Below are 15,388 nucleotides of genomic sequence, written 5' to 3'. Positions count from 1 at the left end.
TGCCACGGAGTGGCACCGGTGTGTCACGCGGAGCGTGACCGGCGTGAGACGCCTGATTTGGTGCCCCGGCGGAGCAAGCTATACATTTAGGTGACCTAAATGGCTTGATCCTCTGGACGGAGCCAGCGGATGGTGACACACTGATGTGTGTAGGCCACCAATGAATTGGTGTAAGTGCTTCGCATGAGAGAGGTGATCTTGATGTCAGCGTCGGATGGTGGACGTGGGCCGTTCCGCAAGCGGCGTCGGTCAAACATCGACGGTGCTCGAAGCACCATCAAGGTCACTGTTTCCGAGGTCGAGCGCGCGGCGTTGTATCGACTGGAGAGCGAGACTGGACGTAGCGCTCAGACGATCATGCTCAGTGCTGCACTGGATGGATCGGGGGAATCGACGGTCGACCGTCGAGCCCTCGCAGCTGAGCTGATGATGGCACGGCAACAGTTGGCTGCTGTGGGCAACAACCTGAATCAGCTTGCTCGTCATGCGAACGCAACCTCAGAGTTCCCGATGGAAGCTGAGCTGATGACTAACGAGATTCGCGATCAGTTGCGCACGATTCGACAGACTCTGGACAAGCTGGAGTAGGCATGATTCCGAACATCACCAAGGGAAAGAAGATGTACGGTCTCGTGTCCTACTTGCTGGGTCCTGGTAGAGCGAATGAACACACGGATCAGCACATCGTTGGCGGATCGAGTGCGATACTTTTTGAACACGCTGGCATCGACTTCACGGTCGGAGACACCAAGGCTTCTGTTGGTGAATTGGTCCGAGATCTGGACGCACCGTACCGACTCCTGGAGGAGAAGAAGGATCGCCCGCACGTTTTCCATTGCTCATTGAGTGTGGCCTCCACGGAGGGCGACCTCAGCGATGAGAAATGGCAATCCATCGCCGAATCGTTCGTGACTGAGATGGGGTTCGTCGACGGGACGAAACCCGACTGCGAGTGGGTCGCGATCCGGCACGGCAAGTCCAAGAACGAGAACGATCACGTCCACGTTGCCGTGAATCTGGTTCGGCCGGATGGTACACGCGCGACGACTCACAACGATCAGCCACGAGCTCAGCAGGCAGCACGACGCATTGAACGCCAGTACGGGTTGGATGAGCTGAAGACCGACCGCTCCAGGGCCGGATGGAAGCGGGGCGAATGGGAGAAAGCTCAGCGCGAAGGTCGCGATGATCCAGAGCGTGTTGCACTCCGACGCATGGTCCGAAATGCGGCGACCGTAGCCGAGAACGAGGGCGACTTCGTTCGTCGATTGCGCGCTTCCGGTGCGGTCGTCAAACCGTATTTTTCAAAAGACGATCGATCCAAGATCGTCGGGTATAAAGCTGGTCTGCGCCCCCGCAAGGGACAGAAGATGATTATGTTTGGCGACAAGAAGGCCCTCGGCGGAGACCTGCGCCTCGACCAGTTGCGGAATCGATGGGAAGAGACAGAGCAGACCCGTGCGGAAGCCGTTGATGAATGGAACGCTGCTTACGAGGGCAAGGCCACCGTCCACCGAGGTCACAAGGAGTGGCGGTTCTACAAGGAGTCATCGAATCAACGTCATCGGACTCCTAGCTACGACGACATCATTGATGCCCTGAAGAACCTGTCGGGAAGCAACGATCAACGGGGCTGGGAAGAATCCGCGTCTGACTTCAGCGCCGGATTCAACGAATGGGCTGAGCACGAGGACGATCCTCGCACTGCACGGAATCTGCGCGAGGTTGCCGATACTTTCGCAGATTCAGCAGGCCACGCCACACGACCCAGGTCATCCGTACCTTCCGTCCAGAAGCCAAACAGTGGGTACTGGATTTCCATGATGGCGATTGCACGTAATCCGAACGGACGCGCGGCACGCATGGCTATCTTGAAGCAGATGCTGAACACGACCGAAGCACTGTTCGATGCAGAGAAGGCACGGGGAGACTACAGACGGGCGAGAAACCTGAACTCCATGGCCAATCATCAGCTGGCGGAGGTGATCAAGCGTGAGTCGCGTTATGTGAGCAAGCTCCAGCCAGCAGGACGTGCTACGGCGTCGCAAGTTGGTTCCGAGGTCACGCAGACGATGAACAATTGGAAGACCCGTGGCGGACCTTCTACGGCTCCAGGCGGACCAGCACGAGTACAGCGTCCCTGGAGCACTGATCAGTCCCGAGACAACTCACCAGAAAGGTAACTGTCATGAGTGAGCACGGAGATGCAGCAGACGATTTCTTCAACGAATCGACGAACGTGGCCATGATGCAGGCTCAACGAATCGTCGAGACCATGTCGCGTCGGATCGAACAAGCTCGGCGCGACCGAGAACAACAGGCCAACGAAGCTACCCGTGGCACCGAGCAGCAGATTCACGAACGGCGTGATGCAGCCCGGGACCGATACACCAAGGTCCACCAGTCGCAGTGGTGGGAGTCGACGCCCGCCCCAGAGATGGGGCGGACGTTCGAGGAAGCCCTGGCATGGCGGGACCAAGATCCAAAGGCACGTGTCGCGTGCGAACGGATCGATTCGGAATTGCAAACCCGCTACGGGGTGTCGCTTGCTGACATGGAGCGGCGACTCGATCAGATGCGGGCAGATCGTGATCGCGAGGACTTCCAACGCGACCAGGACCAAGAACGAGGCAATCAGTACGACTCGGACTCCAGAGAAAAAGAGTCCGAGGCGAACACCTCAGAAAACGACGCCGACGCCAGCACCAGAGCCACTGAGGCCAAGGCCGACCGGGACCAGGCCGAAACCGCCTGGGATTCCGCTGAAGCCCACGAACAGCGTGCCAGCTTTTACGACCAGCACTTCGACGCGGAAACCGCCGAGTCGGCCAAGCTCGCTGATCAAGCACAAGCCCATCCTGCACGAGAAGCAACCAAGGATGCACCGTCACCTAAGAGTAAATCGTCTCGAGGTCAGGCTCAGTCACGATCCAGGGTCAATCGTCAGGAAATCGAACGATAAACCAGACACGAGGAAGGGGCGGCCACCACTGAACGTGGTGGCCGCCCCTTCACTGCATCAGATCACTGTGGGTCGAACAGGCCCCTCGGTGCTGGTTCGACGGGGAACGCTGCTTTGCGTGTTCGGTCTTTGTGTCCCTCGTCGACCGAGCACGCTCGGAAGGGACCGTCACCGGCCATGAGCACACGAAGGTGGTAGTCGGCATGGTCTCTCCACCAGACCGACATCCCCGTCGATGGGTCCTGGCGCAGATGCTCCCATGCTCTCCAGATTGCCTCGAGCCGTTGCACAGCTTCTGGGTGTCGCCACCACTGCGGGCACCAGAACCGAGTATTTCCGTCGATGGGCCGGTTATAAGAGGGGATCAGATGCTTGGTCACGAATTCCTCGACATTGGAGAAGAACAGCTCCGGCTGTTCCTCTGCTTCCTCTCCGAGGTCTGGTGCCGAGAACGTTGGTTCTTCGGTGGTCATGCGGCCGCCCTCCGTTTCGCCGGATCATACTTTGCCAAGGAGGCTTTGATCTTCTCGGCGTCCTTGTCCTCGTACCAGGGACAGGTTCGTGTCAGCACTGCTGGAGCACCGGACGCGAACACAATGGCCCGGCCTCGTTCGAGCGCGGCCAGGTCTGATACGTCCATGGTTCGCTCTTTCTTGTCGTCGTCCCGGCTGGTGCTGGTCCCTTGTTTGGAGGTCGACTTCGAGATCGAGGTATACCGGTAATCGCCGATCAACTGGCTCAGCTCACCCAAGAACTCGGCCTCCGATACACCGCCGCCATAGACCTTGACGTTGGCCGCGGACCACAGCTTTCGCATTCCTTCACGCCCCCAGACTTCAATACCCTGTGACCAGGATTGAAGGATGGTGTCGATGACGATTCCTCGAGACCCGTAGTGGGAGTATAGATTCGGCAATTCTGCCCACCGGCAGACGTTTGCGGCCTCATCGAGCATGGCCACCATCGGAGTCCCTAGCCGTCCACCTTCGGAGACCGCCAGCTCCTCAGCGGCCTCGACCGTAGCCACCGTCAGCGCTGTCACCAGTGGGCCAGCTGTTCCGGCCCCTTCCTTGGACAGTGAGTACAGGGTGTTTCGTCCCCGGACGAATTCATGGGGCTTGAATTCCTTACGGTGGTCTTGGCCTTGCGGGGTGATCCAGCGAAGCACGGAACGATTCGTCAGGCACGAGGCCATCTGACGTGCTGTTCCGAAGACACCACCGCGTTGTTTGTCCGGGGAGAGGATGACCCCGTTGACCGACTGTGAGACCTGGATGTAGTCGTTTTCTTTGAGAATCTGGACCGATTCGTCATTGCTTTCTTTGTTCAGCCATTCGTAGACCTTGGTGATGGGGTGGCTCTCCAGGGCGGCCGCCAGGAGCAACCCGGCCAGAAGGTCTTTACCGGCAGAGTCAAAGAACGCGTCGGCTTTGGCTCCGGTGGCTCGGCTGCCTGCCGAGAAGTGGGAGGCCAGATTCTGTGCTTTGACTTCGTCAGTGACATAGGACAACGGATTCCACCACCAGCTCGGTTCCTCGCCAGCGACCTGCTGTGGGTCGAAGACGAAGACATCCCCGACGTCCTCGCGGACACCACGGGTGCTATCAACGATGTCGCGCTTGTTCGACGTCGCAAGCACCGCTCCTGGAGCGGCCAGAATTCCCGGAACGGCACGGGAGGTTGTTTTACCAGTTCTTGGTCCCCAAATATCGACGCAGACGTCCTCCCATGAGGAATACAGCATTCGCCCGGACAGCGTTTTTGCAATGGGAAGACCTGGAGACTCGACACCCATTCGCTGGGCTTTCTTGCGTGCTTGCTTCTCCATCATGAACCCGACTTCGCTGTCGTTGCCCATGTGTCGACCAGCGGCGTCGACCTTTCGCCGGTTGGAGTGGGATTTTTTGAATAGCAGCATCCATCCACCAACAACGATCCCTGCCAGTAGAAGCAGAGACACGATGGACATGACTGTCGACGAGGTCGTCCACTCATATTTGCCGCTCAGTGTGCCGAAGACGGCGCCCAAAGGCGACGCTTCCGGGATCTCGCGCCCGGTTATGGCCCGTCCGAGCCAATAGCCTGCGTAGATCGTGCCTACGGCCAAGACGAATAGGCCGATCAGGCTCCACAGCAGGACCAGCTTGAGAGTATCCGATGATCGCTTAGCAGATGGTGCACCCATGAATCTCTCCTTGCCTATTCCTCACCGATCTCGGAATCGAGCACGGCATTGGTGACTTCATTTTCTGAATACACCTGGACCTGGGGCTCTGATTCTTCCCACCGTTTGATCGTATTGTTTACGTCCGAGTCGATCTCAACGTCGGTCAGCTTGACCGTCAGTGGGATACCTGGACGTCCGCCGACCTTGATAAGGAACTTTCCGACCCCAGGAGCCGTACGCGGTCTCTTGATAGCTCGCTTTTTTCCCGTTCGTTGATCGGTGACGACCTTTTTTCGGTCCTGACGACGACGGACCCGCGACCATGAGCCCGGGTCAGCCCAGGACATCATCGTCTCTTCCTCCGTCCGAGACATCTTGACCGAGTCGGACAGCTTCTGCATCTCGGCACGAGGCAGAGCGCCTGTCACCACACATCCAGCACGTTCGATGAAACCCTTTGCTGCCTTAATTTCCTCTTCGGTCGGCAACGCTTCCAAGTCTGAAACCGTATGAGTGATCATCGCTTGCCCTACGCCTTCAAGGCGGTTCATCCGGGTCAAGTGGTCGATACGATCCACCATCTCGGGGCCGGAACGCAGAGCTCTCCAGAGCTCGTCCAGGACGATGAAATAGTGCCGATTGGGGATGCGTCCCAAATCGGCCAGCACCCCAGCCAAATTCACCGACGCGAACGTCGTGGACCAGCACGCCAGCAAAGCGCCGGCCTGTACATCCTTCTTCGAGTCGCGAATGCCCGAAGTATCAAACACCGCTGGACGATCCATCGAAAGCTTGGCTGTTGTCTTCTCGGAAAACATTTTTCCAAATCGACCAGAGCCGTTCAGTGACTGCAACGATTGAAGCAGGCTGTCTGTACGGTCCTTGTACATCTCTTCACTACCACGATCCATCACGACTTCACTCAGCGCAGCAGGACGTGAGTTGATCAGGTCGATTAGATCACCGATCACCGGTACGCCCTCGAAGGTATCCTCAAGCAGAGCCACACCACGGTCGAGGACGTTGTACTCGTTCTCCGTAACCTTGCCCTTACGCAGAATAGAAATCAGTGCGGCACACAGCTCGACTTTGCGCTGATGTGCATCGACCAGCAGCTCTTCACGCTGCTTCTCCGGCAGATCAGGCAACACTTCCGTGAGTTCGCCCGGGTCGAGAATATTCAGGTGGCCCTTTCCTGGAGCCAGCTCGATGACCTCCCCGCCCATTTCCCGTGCCAAGTCGACGTAGTCGGGACGCAGGTCGCCGGGAACCAGCGGAATGATGCCTCGCCCGTTCATTCCCAGCAGCATGTGCCGGATGTATGTCGACTTTCCGTAGCCGGGAAGAGCCAAGGAGAACATCGAGGGGTTCGTGATGATTCCGGCTTCAAACCACGCAATCGGGTCGAACCCAATCGGTGCCCCATTGGTGATGCACGGTCCCATCGGCGCTCCCTCAATAGGCAGTGAAGACCCTGATATCCATGGCCACAGACCGCAGCACTGCATGGATGATGAACGCCACTCACGGGGAACAGTCGTCAATCCTGACCATCCACCGCCAGAAACATAGTGCCCGCGTCGGTTCGCAGCAGGAACGAAACTCTCACCTCGCGCTGGACGCTGCTCCGCTTCTCCCTGCTCGGGCTTCCTTGTCTTTGTGAATGGAATCTTCATTTTCATTACACCGCCACTCGCGTTGTCTGGGGGAACAAAGTGTGTCTGGGAAGCATCACGCCTAGGGGAAGCGTTGCCGCGAAGGCGGCATCGTGCCACCCGTAGCACGGGCGCAACAGCAACCGTGCTGAGGGACCCATGTCATGCTCCATAGCGGCCACGGCGTCTTCCAGGTCTTCCTTCTCCGAGACGGTGATTGAGGAAATCAAACCGAAGTAGAGCAACCCTGCCCCCTTTGATTCTTCATTCGCGGTCGCTTGAGCAGCACGCAAATCATCTGCCGCACGGGCTTTGCCACTGGATGCCCTCACCTGGGCCTGGTTCTTATCGCGCTCGACGACCGCGGCAGTTTGTCCGGCGTCGATGGGCCGATACAACATCGTCACTCGCTTGCGATCAATGCCAGGATGTGGCGCGACCAGAGCAGAGAGCACGTTCGAGGTTGCCTGTCCTCGAGGGGCTTCGACCATCGACCAGCACCGAGAGATTCCTGAATCGTGTCGAAGCGTCTCCCACTCGGATTCCTGCATGGAGGGGCCGACGTCTTCCCAATTCAGCTCGACGGGTTCTTCGGCGTACATGGCGTTCTCGAACAGCCGTGCTGATTTCGGGTCGTAGGCGATGCGCACGGTCTCGGCGATTTCTTCGGGAGTCATCGGTGTTGCCACACCGGCCCCGGTCGATTCCAACCGCGCACAATATGCAGGGACTTTGCTCGATATGTCCCGAACGACCTCTTCGGTCTTGCGCTTGCGCATTCCTGGGCGAGGTGCTGCTGCAAATGTCAGCGTGACCCAGCACCGGATGTCGGCCATGCCTGAAGGGTAAGAGACGCTGGCCTGCTCGAGCATCATGCGAGCCATCGGCGACGCCGTATCCGAGACCGAGTGCTCGATTTCCTGGCGCAGCTGGTGCCCCGAGCCAGGAGAAGTCTCAACCGTGGCCGAGCACCCAATGAGCCCTGTTTCCCTGCCCAGTGAGCTCAGGAATCCGCCCCAATTGGCAACCCACTGGTCAACTGATTCCTGGTCGACCAACGCGGCCCCATCTGGCTCGACTGCAATGGCAATCGAGTACGTCGAGGTCGATTTGATGTGAACGATGCCGAAGGGCCGGTCCAGCGCGTCGGATGCATGGATCTCACTGGTTGCCGCGACTCCGGGAATTGAATAGTTGGGTTTCCCGGTCGCCGAGAGTGGCCCGGACCGGTACCTGTTCCGTTTCAAGCGTTTGTTGAACATGAAAACTCGCCTTTCGATGAACCGCGTTGAAATACTGACGCCGTATTTGTCAGTAATTGACATCAACACCACGAACAACATCCCGACCACGAAGGTCAGAACCGCCAGCAGATAGACGTGAGCCAGCAACAAGAAGATCGTGGTGAGAATGACCGCGAAGAACAGCAGCGTCGCAGCTACGGACAGCGGTCCGAGACCCGCCCGCGCTGGAACTCGCCAATTTCCGTATGTCGGTTCCGTGTATTCCGTATCAGCGGCTGCCACTTGGACCCTCCTCCGGGTTAATTTCGCTGTTCACTTGATCGTTGAACTGCCTGCCGGCCTGATATCCCTTCCGACCACCCTGACCTGCGGCTCGTCCCGCACTTTTCATACGGCTAGCCGCCGTTGATCCTGCACCGGATGGTGACGGACCAGAGGACACGGACGATGATGGTCTCCGTGAACCAGAAGCGGACGGCTCCTGGGTCGACCCCTCAGCCGCTCGGGTCGACCCCTCAGCCGCTCGGGTCGAGCGCTGAGCTCCGCTGGGAGACTGCCCAGCCTCCGAGGAGCCAGCACTGGAATCTGTGCCCTTGGTAGCCAAACCACTAGATGACTGCGAAGCCTCGGCTGCACTGCTGCTTCCTGTCGGTGACTCAGCTTGGGACGAGACAGCTTCCTGTCCCTTGCTGACGGCGGCCTTTCCAGCTTCTGCTGTCTTTGCCGCAGCCATCGTCCCGGCGCCTCCAATCGCACCAGCTGCCGAGGAGGAAGCTCCTGCACTGGTGACACCTCCACCTGGTGAACCACCACCTGGTCCCGAAGGTGCTTTCTGCGCACCTCTGGGCGCATCGGAGGGTCCCCCCTCACTCTTCGAACCGGCTGTATTAGCACCGGAGGGGCTGGCACCTGGGGTGCCTGCACTTTTGCTTCCGGCTCGACCGATATTCGCCGCACCCGATGCCAGCGCGCCACCGGCAGCACCGGCGAACATCGCGCCGCCACCGGAACCGGCAGCAGCCGAGACCGCTGGGACGGCGAACTTCATCAACGCGGGAAGAGCCAAGATGGCCATGACCATCAAGGTCAATCCTGTGATCGAATCCAGGAACGCAGCGGCTCCGCCTTCGGCTCCCGATTTACCTGTGAACGCACTTCCGGTCAGTTTGAACGCCGCCGCATAGATCAGTCCCGCCACCGGTTTGTAGAGGATGAAAGCGATCAGCCAATTCAAATGTTGCTTGGACATCTGCGATCCGAACGGGGTGTTGGTCGCGGAGAACGAGACAATCAATGTTCCGGTCAGGATCACGATCAGTGCCCCGCGCAGAATAATCAGCGCGACCTGAATCGCGGCTCCGATCAGCGTGATCAGTCCGAAGACAATCATGATGATTGCGGAGGCTTCGGCGCCACCCCCGGCTTCCCCGCCAGGGAAGATCATCGTTTGCATGGCCTTGCCGAAGTCTTGTCCATCGCCGAGTGCCTGATCGATGAACCATTGGCCGGTGCTGTTGGCAAATTCCACGCAGATGACGATGAAACCGATACCGGCCCCGGAGACCAAGGCCAGGGTCAGCAGTGATTTCGTCAGTTCTTTCAGAGGTTCAGCTCGTCGGGTCCATACCATCTGCCCTGCCGCGTAGATGACGGAGAACACCGCCAATAGCCCCACGAACCAGGACAGGTGAGAAGACATGAACGAGATGACGTCAGACTGTTGGGTTGCCCCGGTGTTCTGGTCGAAGGTTCCCAACGATGGAGTCGGGACCTTCATCCAGAACGTCGACAGTGCCGTAATGGCATCTCCGACACCTTTACTGATCTGCTCTTGCCACTGACCGATGATTCCGTCAGCGGTTTCCTCGACTTTGCACGAGACATGCCACGGCCAGCACATCGTTTACGGCCCCCAAGAAATGAACTGCGACTGGTCTTCGACCTGGCGGACGCTGGTATCCAGGCCCTCGGGAACAATCAGCTTCCACTGTCCGTCATCCCACTTCAAGGAAATGGACATCTCGGCCTTCTTGCCGTTGGAGCCTGCCGAGACCAGCAACCTCAAATCGGCTTGATCATCCTTGTAATTGATGAACTTGTACCCGCGCAGATCGAAAATCTCGCCGCTGGGACCATCCTGGTCCATCTGGCTCAACGCCTTATCGCGGGCCGGTGATGCAACAGCCATATCTTGCAGGTAGGTCCGCGCCGTGGCCTGGTCGTTGAGCTGGATAGCTGACCAATAGGAGGCATTCAGAGCACCAGCCGGTGAATGCTGAAAGCATTCCCTCAACGGCTGATCGGTCTTCGGGCCAGCCTTGTCCGACTTCGGCCCAACCCACCCTGATGCGGTGGTGATCCACTCGGTATCGGAGGGAGCATCCTTCATCACGGCTTTACTATCGGAGGAACCGGCATCACAGGAGCCTGCACTGCCGGAGGCCGAAGCACTGGCCGTTGAGCTACTTGATTCGGTGGCGGCTTGGTTCTTCTTGTTCCCGTTGGGCCACAAGACGACAACCAGCGCGATGACCAGAACCGCGATGATTGCTCCCGCTACCCACAGCGCCCATGTTTTCAAGGAACCCTGCTTCTGTGCGTCGTTTGCCATGGGTCAGTCTCTCCAATCCGTCGTGGTTGCCTCTGCGAATGCGATTAAATGAACATCCGGACGACCTGGGCTGCAATCGTTGCCAGGATGCAGCCCACGATGGTCAGGCCCAAGGCCATTCCGTGCTCCTGCGGTCGACCCCGCTGGTTGTCGATTGCCAGTTTTCCGCCGATGATGATGATTCCCAGCACGCCCAGAGCGGTCACGATCCAAACAGCCCACTTCAGGACAACGGTGAACTTCTCCGAGCCAGGGGGTGCCTCTCCCTGACCGGGGTCCGGTACATCGGCCAGCAGTGCACCGGCATGCTGGGTGAGGTCCACCGCTCCGGCGATCAAATCAAGCATTTCTCTGGGCTCCGTTCTCAGGCGTGCGTGCCTGCAATCGTGTAATGAGTTTTGTGATGGGCCTGGGCGAGGGGACCGCATCGGCGTCGATTTCGACGCGTAGGTCTTCGACCCAAGGCACTCTCAGTATTTCCGGGACGAGCCCGGAAAGTCTGGTGATTTCCTCGCGCAGTATTCGTGGCAGTTTTCCGGGAGAGTCAGCTACCAGAATCAGACCGCTGACAGCGACCGATATTTCCCCGCTGGCCCAGTCCTTGAGTGCGGCCTGGGCGGCTCGAAGCCCCTTCGTATTCGTTCGGGCGACCAAGAACACCGGGTCCTTGCTCTGTTCGGGCCACCGGTGCTCGGAATTCGCCCCTTCGCGTGACCATCCGGTCACCGTTGAAGCGCCCGAGCCGCCGTGGACTCCGACGAACCACGCGAGGGTGCTTACATCGCTGGCGTCGAACCGACCCAACTGGTCAGCTCGGTCGACTGGTTGTACTCCACGGAGACGATGTGGTCTCTGCTGCACCACGGGATCAATGGTCTCAATGTCTTCCTCTTCGACGTCGTGTTCCGTCTCGAGCTGCTCATCGAGTAGATCCCAAGGGTTTTCAGCCACGTTGCCACCTCCTCATACCGGCTTATACGTGTGCCGTGAGACAATTATACGCAGGAGTCACTCTGTGTTGTCAACGGATTCTACGTGACAAACGGATTTGATTATGTCTATAGTTGCATTATGGAAGGATGATCGATGAGCCAGCAACCGGACCCGAGGATCGAGGAGCTGTTTCAGGGACAGGGCAAGACCATGAAGATTGGCGCCGTTGCCGACATCTTCGACACCACGCCCCAGACCATTCGGCGCCTCATTGCCGCCGGTGCTCTCACGGCCTATAGACCAGGGCGGGACTACCTGTTCCTGACGGAGGATGTGCGGGAGCTGTTCTACAGCAGCCGGGTCGACCCGGAGACACTGGCCGAGGCCCATGAAGCCCACCATGCCGAGGGCAAGAAGCCCACCAAGGAGGACTAAGCGAGAATGCAGCAGGCATCGTCTGGATGGAAGGTTGTTCTGGCCGGACTCTCTCTCCTGCTCGTGGCTCTGCTTGCACTGCCCCTGTTCGGCTCTGATGAAGACAAGAAAGCCGACGCCGCCGACTGCACCCCCGAAGTCAGCAAGGAAGGCGATGACGGCAACACAGTCAATGTGCCCAGCGAATACAAGGAGGACGTACAGAAGGCAGCTAAAGAAGCGGGACTGCCCGAAGAAATCATTGCGGCTCAGATCAATCAGGAGTCGAAGTGGGACCCCGAAGCTGGAAGCTCTGTCGGAGCCCAAGGCATCGCCCAATTCATGCCCGATACGTGGAAAACCTACGGTCAAGGTGGAGACATCCATGACCCGCACGATGGCATCGCAGCACTCGGACGATACATGAAAGATCTGAAAGAACAGGTCAAGGACGTTGCAGGCGACGATGCCAACGAGTCCGCAAAGCTGACGTTGGCCGCTTACAACGCGGGTCCAGGAGCTGTGACCAGCAATCACGGCATCCCACCATTTCCCGAGACCAAAGACTACGTCGAAAAAATCACTGGCGGAGCCCAAATGAAGTTCACCGATGATTGCAAAGCACCTAGCGGAGCCAAGGCCTGGGACGGCGACCTCGGCGACGGTGAGTGGACCGTGCCCCTCCCTGATGCGCAAGTCACCAGCGGTTTCGGACCGCGCAATGTGCCTGGCCTGCCGGCCTGGGCACAACAGCACGTCGGAGTGGACTTCGTGGATGACTCCGGGCACGGGAAGATCATCGCTCCCACGGATCTGAAGATCACCGGCATCTACCGCACGGACGGTTGCCTGCTCGGGACGATGACCGGAGAACCCAAATTCCGGTTTGCCTTCTGTCACATGGATTCCTTCGACGTCGAAGCCGGTGCAGAGGTCAAGCGTGGCGACGTCGTTGGGCAAGAAGGCAACCACGCCGAATCAGTCGGCGGTGGAGTAATCAACCACCTTCACTTCGAAATCCACAAACCGGGCGAGGACTATACCGATTCATCGTTCAATCCTTACGACGGCAGTGCCATAGACCCGGAGCCGATTCTGAAGGAGAAAGGCGCATGGGCTACCAAATGAGAACACGAAACATACTGCTGGCAACCAGCCTGGCCTTCGTTGCGACAACCGCACTGAGCGGGTGCGGGTCAGAGGACGAACCAGCATCTCAGTCATCCAGTAGTGATACCCCGAGCCAGGCGACGTCATCATCTTCATCTGCAACGCCTGCTTCGTGCATGGACCCTTCGGTCGCCGACCGCTCCGACCCATCGGCGCTCGGAGCCGATTATCTGTCGATTGCCTGGTGCTGGAACCCTGCCGAAGATGACTCCCCCACCAGTACGACCCTGAGGGCAAAGCCTCTGATGAGCCCTGAATGGGCTGACCAACAAGTCAAGCCTCAGCGCAACTCGATGCAGGCGGACTGGAACGAGGCCCGGACTCATCACCGGGTCGCCGTGCCCACCGTGGCACCGGCCCGCGGTGATGCATCCGATGATGTCGGGGATGACAAAGCGATCCGCGCGTACAAGGTCGACTGGACCTGGCAGGGCGCGGATGCAACTCAGCATCCGGGCGGCACCGCCAATGTCACCGTGTATATGGAAAAGCATGGTCAGGACTGGACCGTCGTCGGTGCCCAAACCACCACCATGGATCAGGACGGATAGTCATGACCGACCGACAGCCATTGGATTTTCCCCGAATCACGGCCATCGCCCACGGCGAGGGTCGGGTCGATGTCACCATTAACGGGGTCACCCACGTCCACGAGCATGATGACAATGCCCAGGCCGTCCAAGCAGCTATGGATGACATCACCAAAGCTGCCCAAGACGTCGACCGGCCCGTGAAAGTCACCGCCCAATTCGGACTGACTGCACGAGATATGGTCGTCGACGTCGACGGTTCCCGTCGAGATGTCACCGCCGACTATGGCACCACTCGCCAGCCCTGGTATAAGCGCACCCGCGTCCTGATCGCCTTGATCCTTGTTGGTCTCGTCCTGATCGCGGCCACCATCGCGATATCTGTGGCGGCCACGCACGCGAAACGGGCTGATACCACCTCACCGTCACCGTCTCGGACCGCTCAGACCCTGGATTCAGCGCTTGCTGCCGGGACCAAACCAGCTGTCAGCCTCGACACTGGCTATACCGCTTATCAGACCGAGGACAACAGCTTCGAGGTCGTTGAGACCTCGACCGGGAAGCAGAAAACCTCCGATGATCTGGCAGACGACGAATCCGACGAAGAGTCCGTATCGGCAGAGATTCTGCCCAACAAGGACGATGGATTCTTGGTCGTGACAGGTAACCAGTACCGTCTGTGGACCCCGAACGATGGGCTCTCTGCTACTCGCTCATTCAACCCGGATCAGCAGCTGGTGGTCACCCGGCAGGGTCAGAACTACCTCATCCCGAAGGAGTCTTCGTCCCGACCGGACCGGATTCAGTACATTGAGGACCAGACCAGCAAGACCTTCGAGTCGCCCGCCGAAAAATCGTCGTTCTTAGGCATCCACGATGACAAGGCTCTCTGGGCGCATCTCAATAAGGGAGAGCCAGAAGTCATTTCGGCGACAGATACGGAGACCAAGGGTAAGAAGCAGAAACTAGCTAAGCCCTCCAAGGACGCCAAATTATCCCAATGGATCGGGATCAATAACCATGGTGAGGTCCTGACGGTGTGGAACGCTGATGGCGCTGACACCCTCTCCATCCAGGCAGCTGATTCTGACAAGATTTCCCACACTGTCCCGGTCAATCTTCCTGACGGGGCACCTTCGGCTCTCGATTCGACTGCAACCTCAGTCCTTCTTGGTGACCAAGTCATTGACGCTCACTCTGGCAAAGCCAGCGATGTAGATATTGAAACCGCCAAGGACGCCGAGCCACGCGTCCACGGATTCAGCTCGCATCGAGACAAATCGACCGTATGGATAGATACTGACCACGGAGTATCTAACGCGCCCTCTGAACTCACCAAAGCTTACGCACGGGCCACCGAAGACGGCGGCACGTGGGTGGGAACCACATCAAGTAACCACATCACGCTCGATCCTGAAAGGAACAAATCATGAGCGCCAAGAAAACGACTTCATATGCAGCAGTTACAGCCCTGGCTGCAACCTTGCTGGCCCCGGCAGCAGCACATGCTGCCGAACCAGCACCACTGACCCCAATCCACAATGTGGCCCAAGCCGATACCCCGGTCGATCCGGGTACGGGTGATGACTCCACCGGAGGCAATGGCTCAAACCCCGGAGATAACGGGTCTGGAAACAACTCCGGCTCCGGTGATACCCCGGTCGACCCTGGTAACGGTTCGGGCTCGAACGGCAACGGCGGG

Annotated in this window: 15 protein-coding genes and 1 pseudogene; 8 read left to right on the top strand and 8 right to left on the bottom strand. The window is 58.7% G+C overall.

Annotated elements, in window-relative coordinates; all coding sequences use genetic code 11:
• Positions 1-201 precede the first annotated feature (201 nt).
• From mobC to D8M21_RS10820, 3 genes are read left to right on the top strand one after another with little or no spacing between them, the layout of a single operon-like run.
• On the top strand, positions 202-588 hold the full coding sequence (gene mobC / locus D8M21_RS10830) for a plasmid mobilization relaxosome protein MobC (protein WP_161970380.1): 387 nt from the start codon (positions 202-204) through the stop codon (positions 586-588).
• A gap of 2 nt (positions 589-590) precedes the next feature.
• The gene (locus tag D8M21_RS10825; protein ID WP_126855873.1) at positions 591-2,183 is read left to right on the top strand and encodes a relaxase/mobilization nuclease domain-containing protein; all 1,593 of its coding nucleotides are present in this window, start codon (positions 591-593) and stop codon (positions 2,181-2,183) included.
• 5 nt (positions 2,184-2,188) lie between these two features.
• Positions 2,189-2,962, top strand: coding sequence for a hypothetical protein (locus D8M21_RS10820; protein ID WP_126855872.1), 774 nt, complete (start codon positions 2,189-2,191; stop codon positions 2,960-2,962).
• A 62-nt stretch (positions 2,963-3,024) separates the two neighbouring features.
• Here the strand turns inward: D8M21_RS10820 and D8M21_RS10815 are convergent, their stop codons facing one another.
• From D8M21_RS10815 to D8M21_RS10780, 8 genes are all read right to left on the bottom strand, one after another.
• A complete protein-coding gene (locus tag D8M21_RS10815; protein ID WP_126855871.1) occupies positions 3,025-3,435 on the bottom strand; it encodes a DUF4913 domain-containing protein in 411 nt (136 codons plus the stop codon).
• The gene (locus tag D8M21_RS10810) at positions 3,432-5,147 is read right to left on the bottom strand and encodes a type IV secretory system conjugative DNA transfer family protein (protein ID WP_126855870.1); all 1,716 of its coding nucleotides are present in this window, start codon (positions 5,145-5,147) and stop codon (positions 3,432-3,434) included. Before D8M21_RS10810 ends, D8M21_RS10815 begins: the two co-directional genes overlap by 4 nt.
• Positions 5,148-5,161: 14 nt before the next feature.
• Complete coding sequence (locus tag D8M21_RS10805; protein WP_194073101.1) at positions 5,162-6,574, bottom strand: ATP/GTP-binding protein; 1,413 nt, start codon at positions 6,572-6,574, stop codon at positions 5,162-5,164.
• Positions 6,575-6,810: 236 nt separating this feature from the next.
• Entirely contained in the window at positions 6,811-8,310 is a 1,500-nt protein-coding gene (locus D8M21_RS10800) for an SCO6880 family protein (protein ID WP_126855869.1), read from the bottom strand.
• Positions 8,297-9,805 (bottom strand): hypothetical protein, encoded by a 1,509-nt coding sequence (locus tag D8M21_RS10795; RefSeq protein WP_126855868.1) that lies wholly within the window; start codon positions 9,803-9,805, stop codon positions 8,297-8,299. The genes D8M21_RS10800 and D8M21_RS10795 overlap by 14 nt, the downstream gene beginning before the upstream one ends.
• Before the next feature lie 126 nt (positions 9,806-9,931).
• Complete coding sequence (locus tag D8M21_RS10790; protein ID WP_126855867.1) at positions 9,932-10,639, bottom strand: hypothetical protein; 708 nt, start codon at positions 10,637-10,639, stop codon at positions 9,932-9,934.
• A 44-nt stretch (positions 10,640-10,683) separates the two neighbouring features.
• The gene (locus tag D8M21_RS10785; protein WP_126855866.1) at positions 10,684-10,986 is read right to left on the bottom strand and encodes a hypothetical protein; all 303 of its coding nucleotides are present in this window, start codon (positions 10,984-10,986) and stop codon (positions 10,684-10,686) included.
• Positions 10,979-11,590 (bottom strand): DUF6668 family protein, encoded by a 612-nt coding sequence (locus D8M21_RS10780; RefSeq protein WP_126855865.1) that lies wholly within the window; start codon positions 11,588-11,590, stop codon positions 10,979-10,981. The genes D8M21_RS10785 and D8M21_RS10780 overlap by 8 nt, the downstream gene beginning before the upstream one ends.
• Before the next feature lie 135 nt (positions 11,591-11,725).
• Here D8M21_RS10780 and D8M21_RS10775 point away from each other — a divergent pair, with 135 nt between their 5' ends.
• The 5 genes and pseudogenes from D8M21_RS10775 to D8M21_RS11400 all read left to right on the top strand — a co-directional run.
• Entirely contained in the window at positions 11,726-12,007 is a 282-nt protein-coding gene (locus D8M21_RS10775; RefSeq protein WP_085528380.1) for a helix-turn-helix domain-containing protein, read from the top strand.
• A 6-nt stretch (positions 12,008-12,013) separates the two neighbouring features.
• A complete protein-coding gene (locus D8M21_RS10770) occupies positions 12,014-13,114 on the top strand; it encodes a transglycosylase SLT domain-containing protein (protein ID WP_126855864.1) in 1,101 nt (366 codons plus the stop codon).
• A gap of 158 nt (positions 13,115-13,272) precedes the next feature.
• A complete protein-coding gene (locus tag D8M21_RS10765) occupies positions 13,273-13,707 on the top strand; it encodes a hypothetical protein (RefSeq protein ID WP_085528382.1) in 435 nt (144 codons plus the stop codon).
• Positions 13,708-13,709: 2 nt separating this feature from the next.
• Complete coding sequence (locus D8M21_RS10760; RefSeq protein WP_126855863.1) at positions 13,710-15,119, top strand: hypothetical protein; 1,410 nt, start codon at positions 13,710-13,712, stop codon at positions 15,117-15,119.
• Positions 15,116-15,388: pseudogene (locus tag D8M21_RS11400) on the top strand (hypothetical protein); the annotation flags it as partial. The gene D8M21_RS10760 and the pseudogene D8M21_RS11400, both read left to right, overlap by 4 nt.

Origin of the sequence: Kocuria sp. HSID16901, from assembly GCF_003989425.1 — a bacterium.
Lineage (GTDB): Bacteria > Actinomycetota > Actinomycetes > Actinomycetales > Micrococcaceae > Rothia > Rothia massiliensis.
This window is presented reverse-complemented; position numbering and strand designations above follow the sequence as displayed.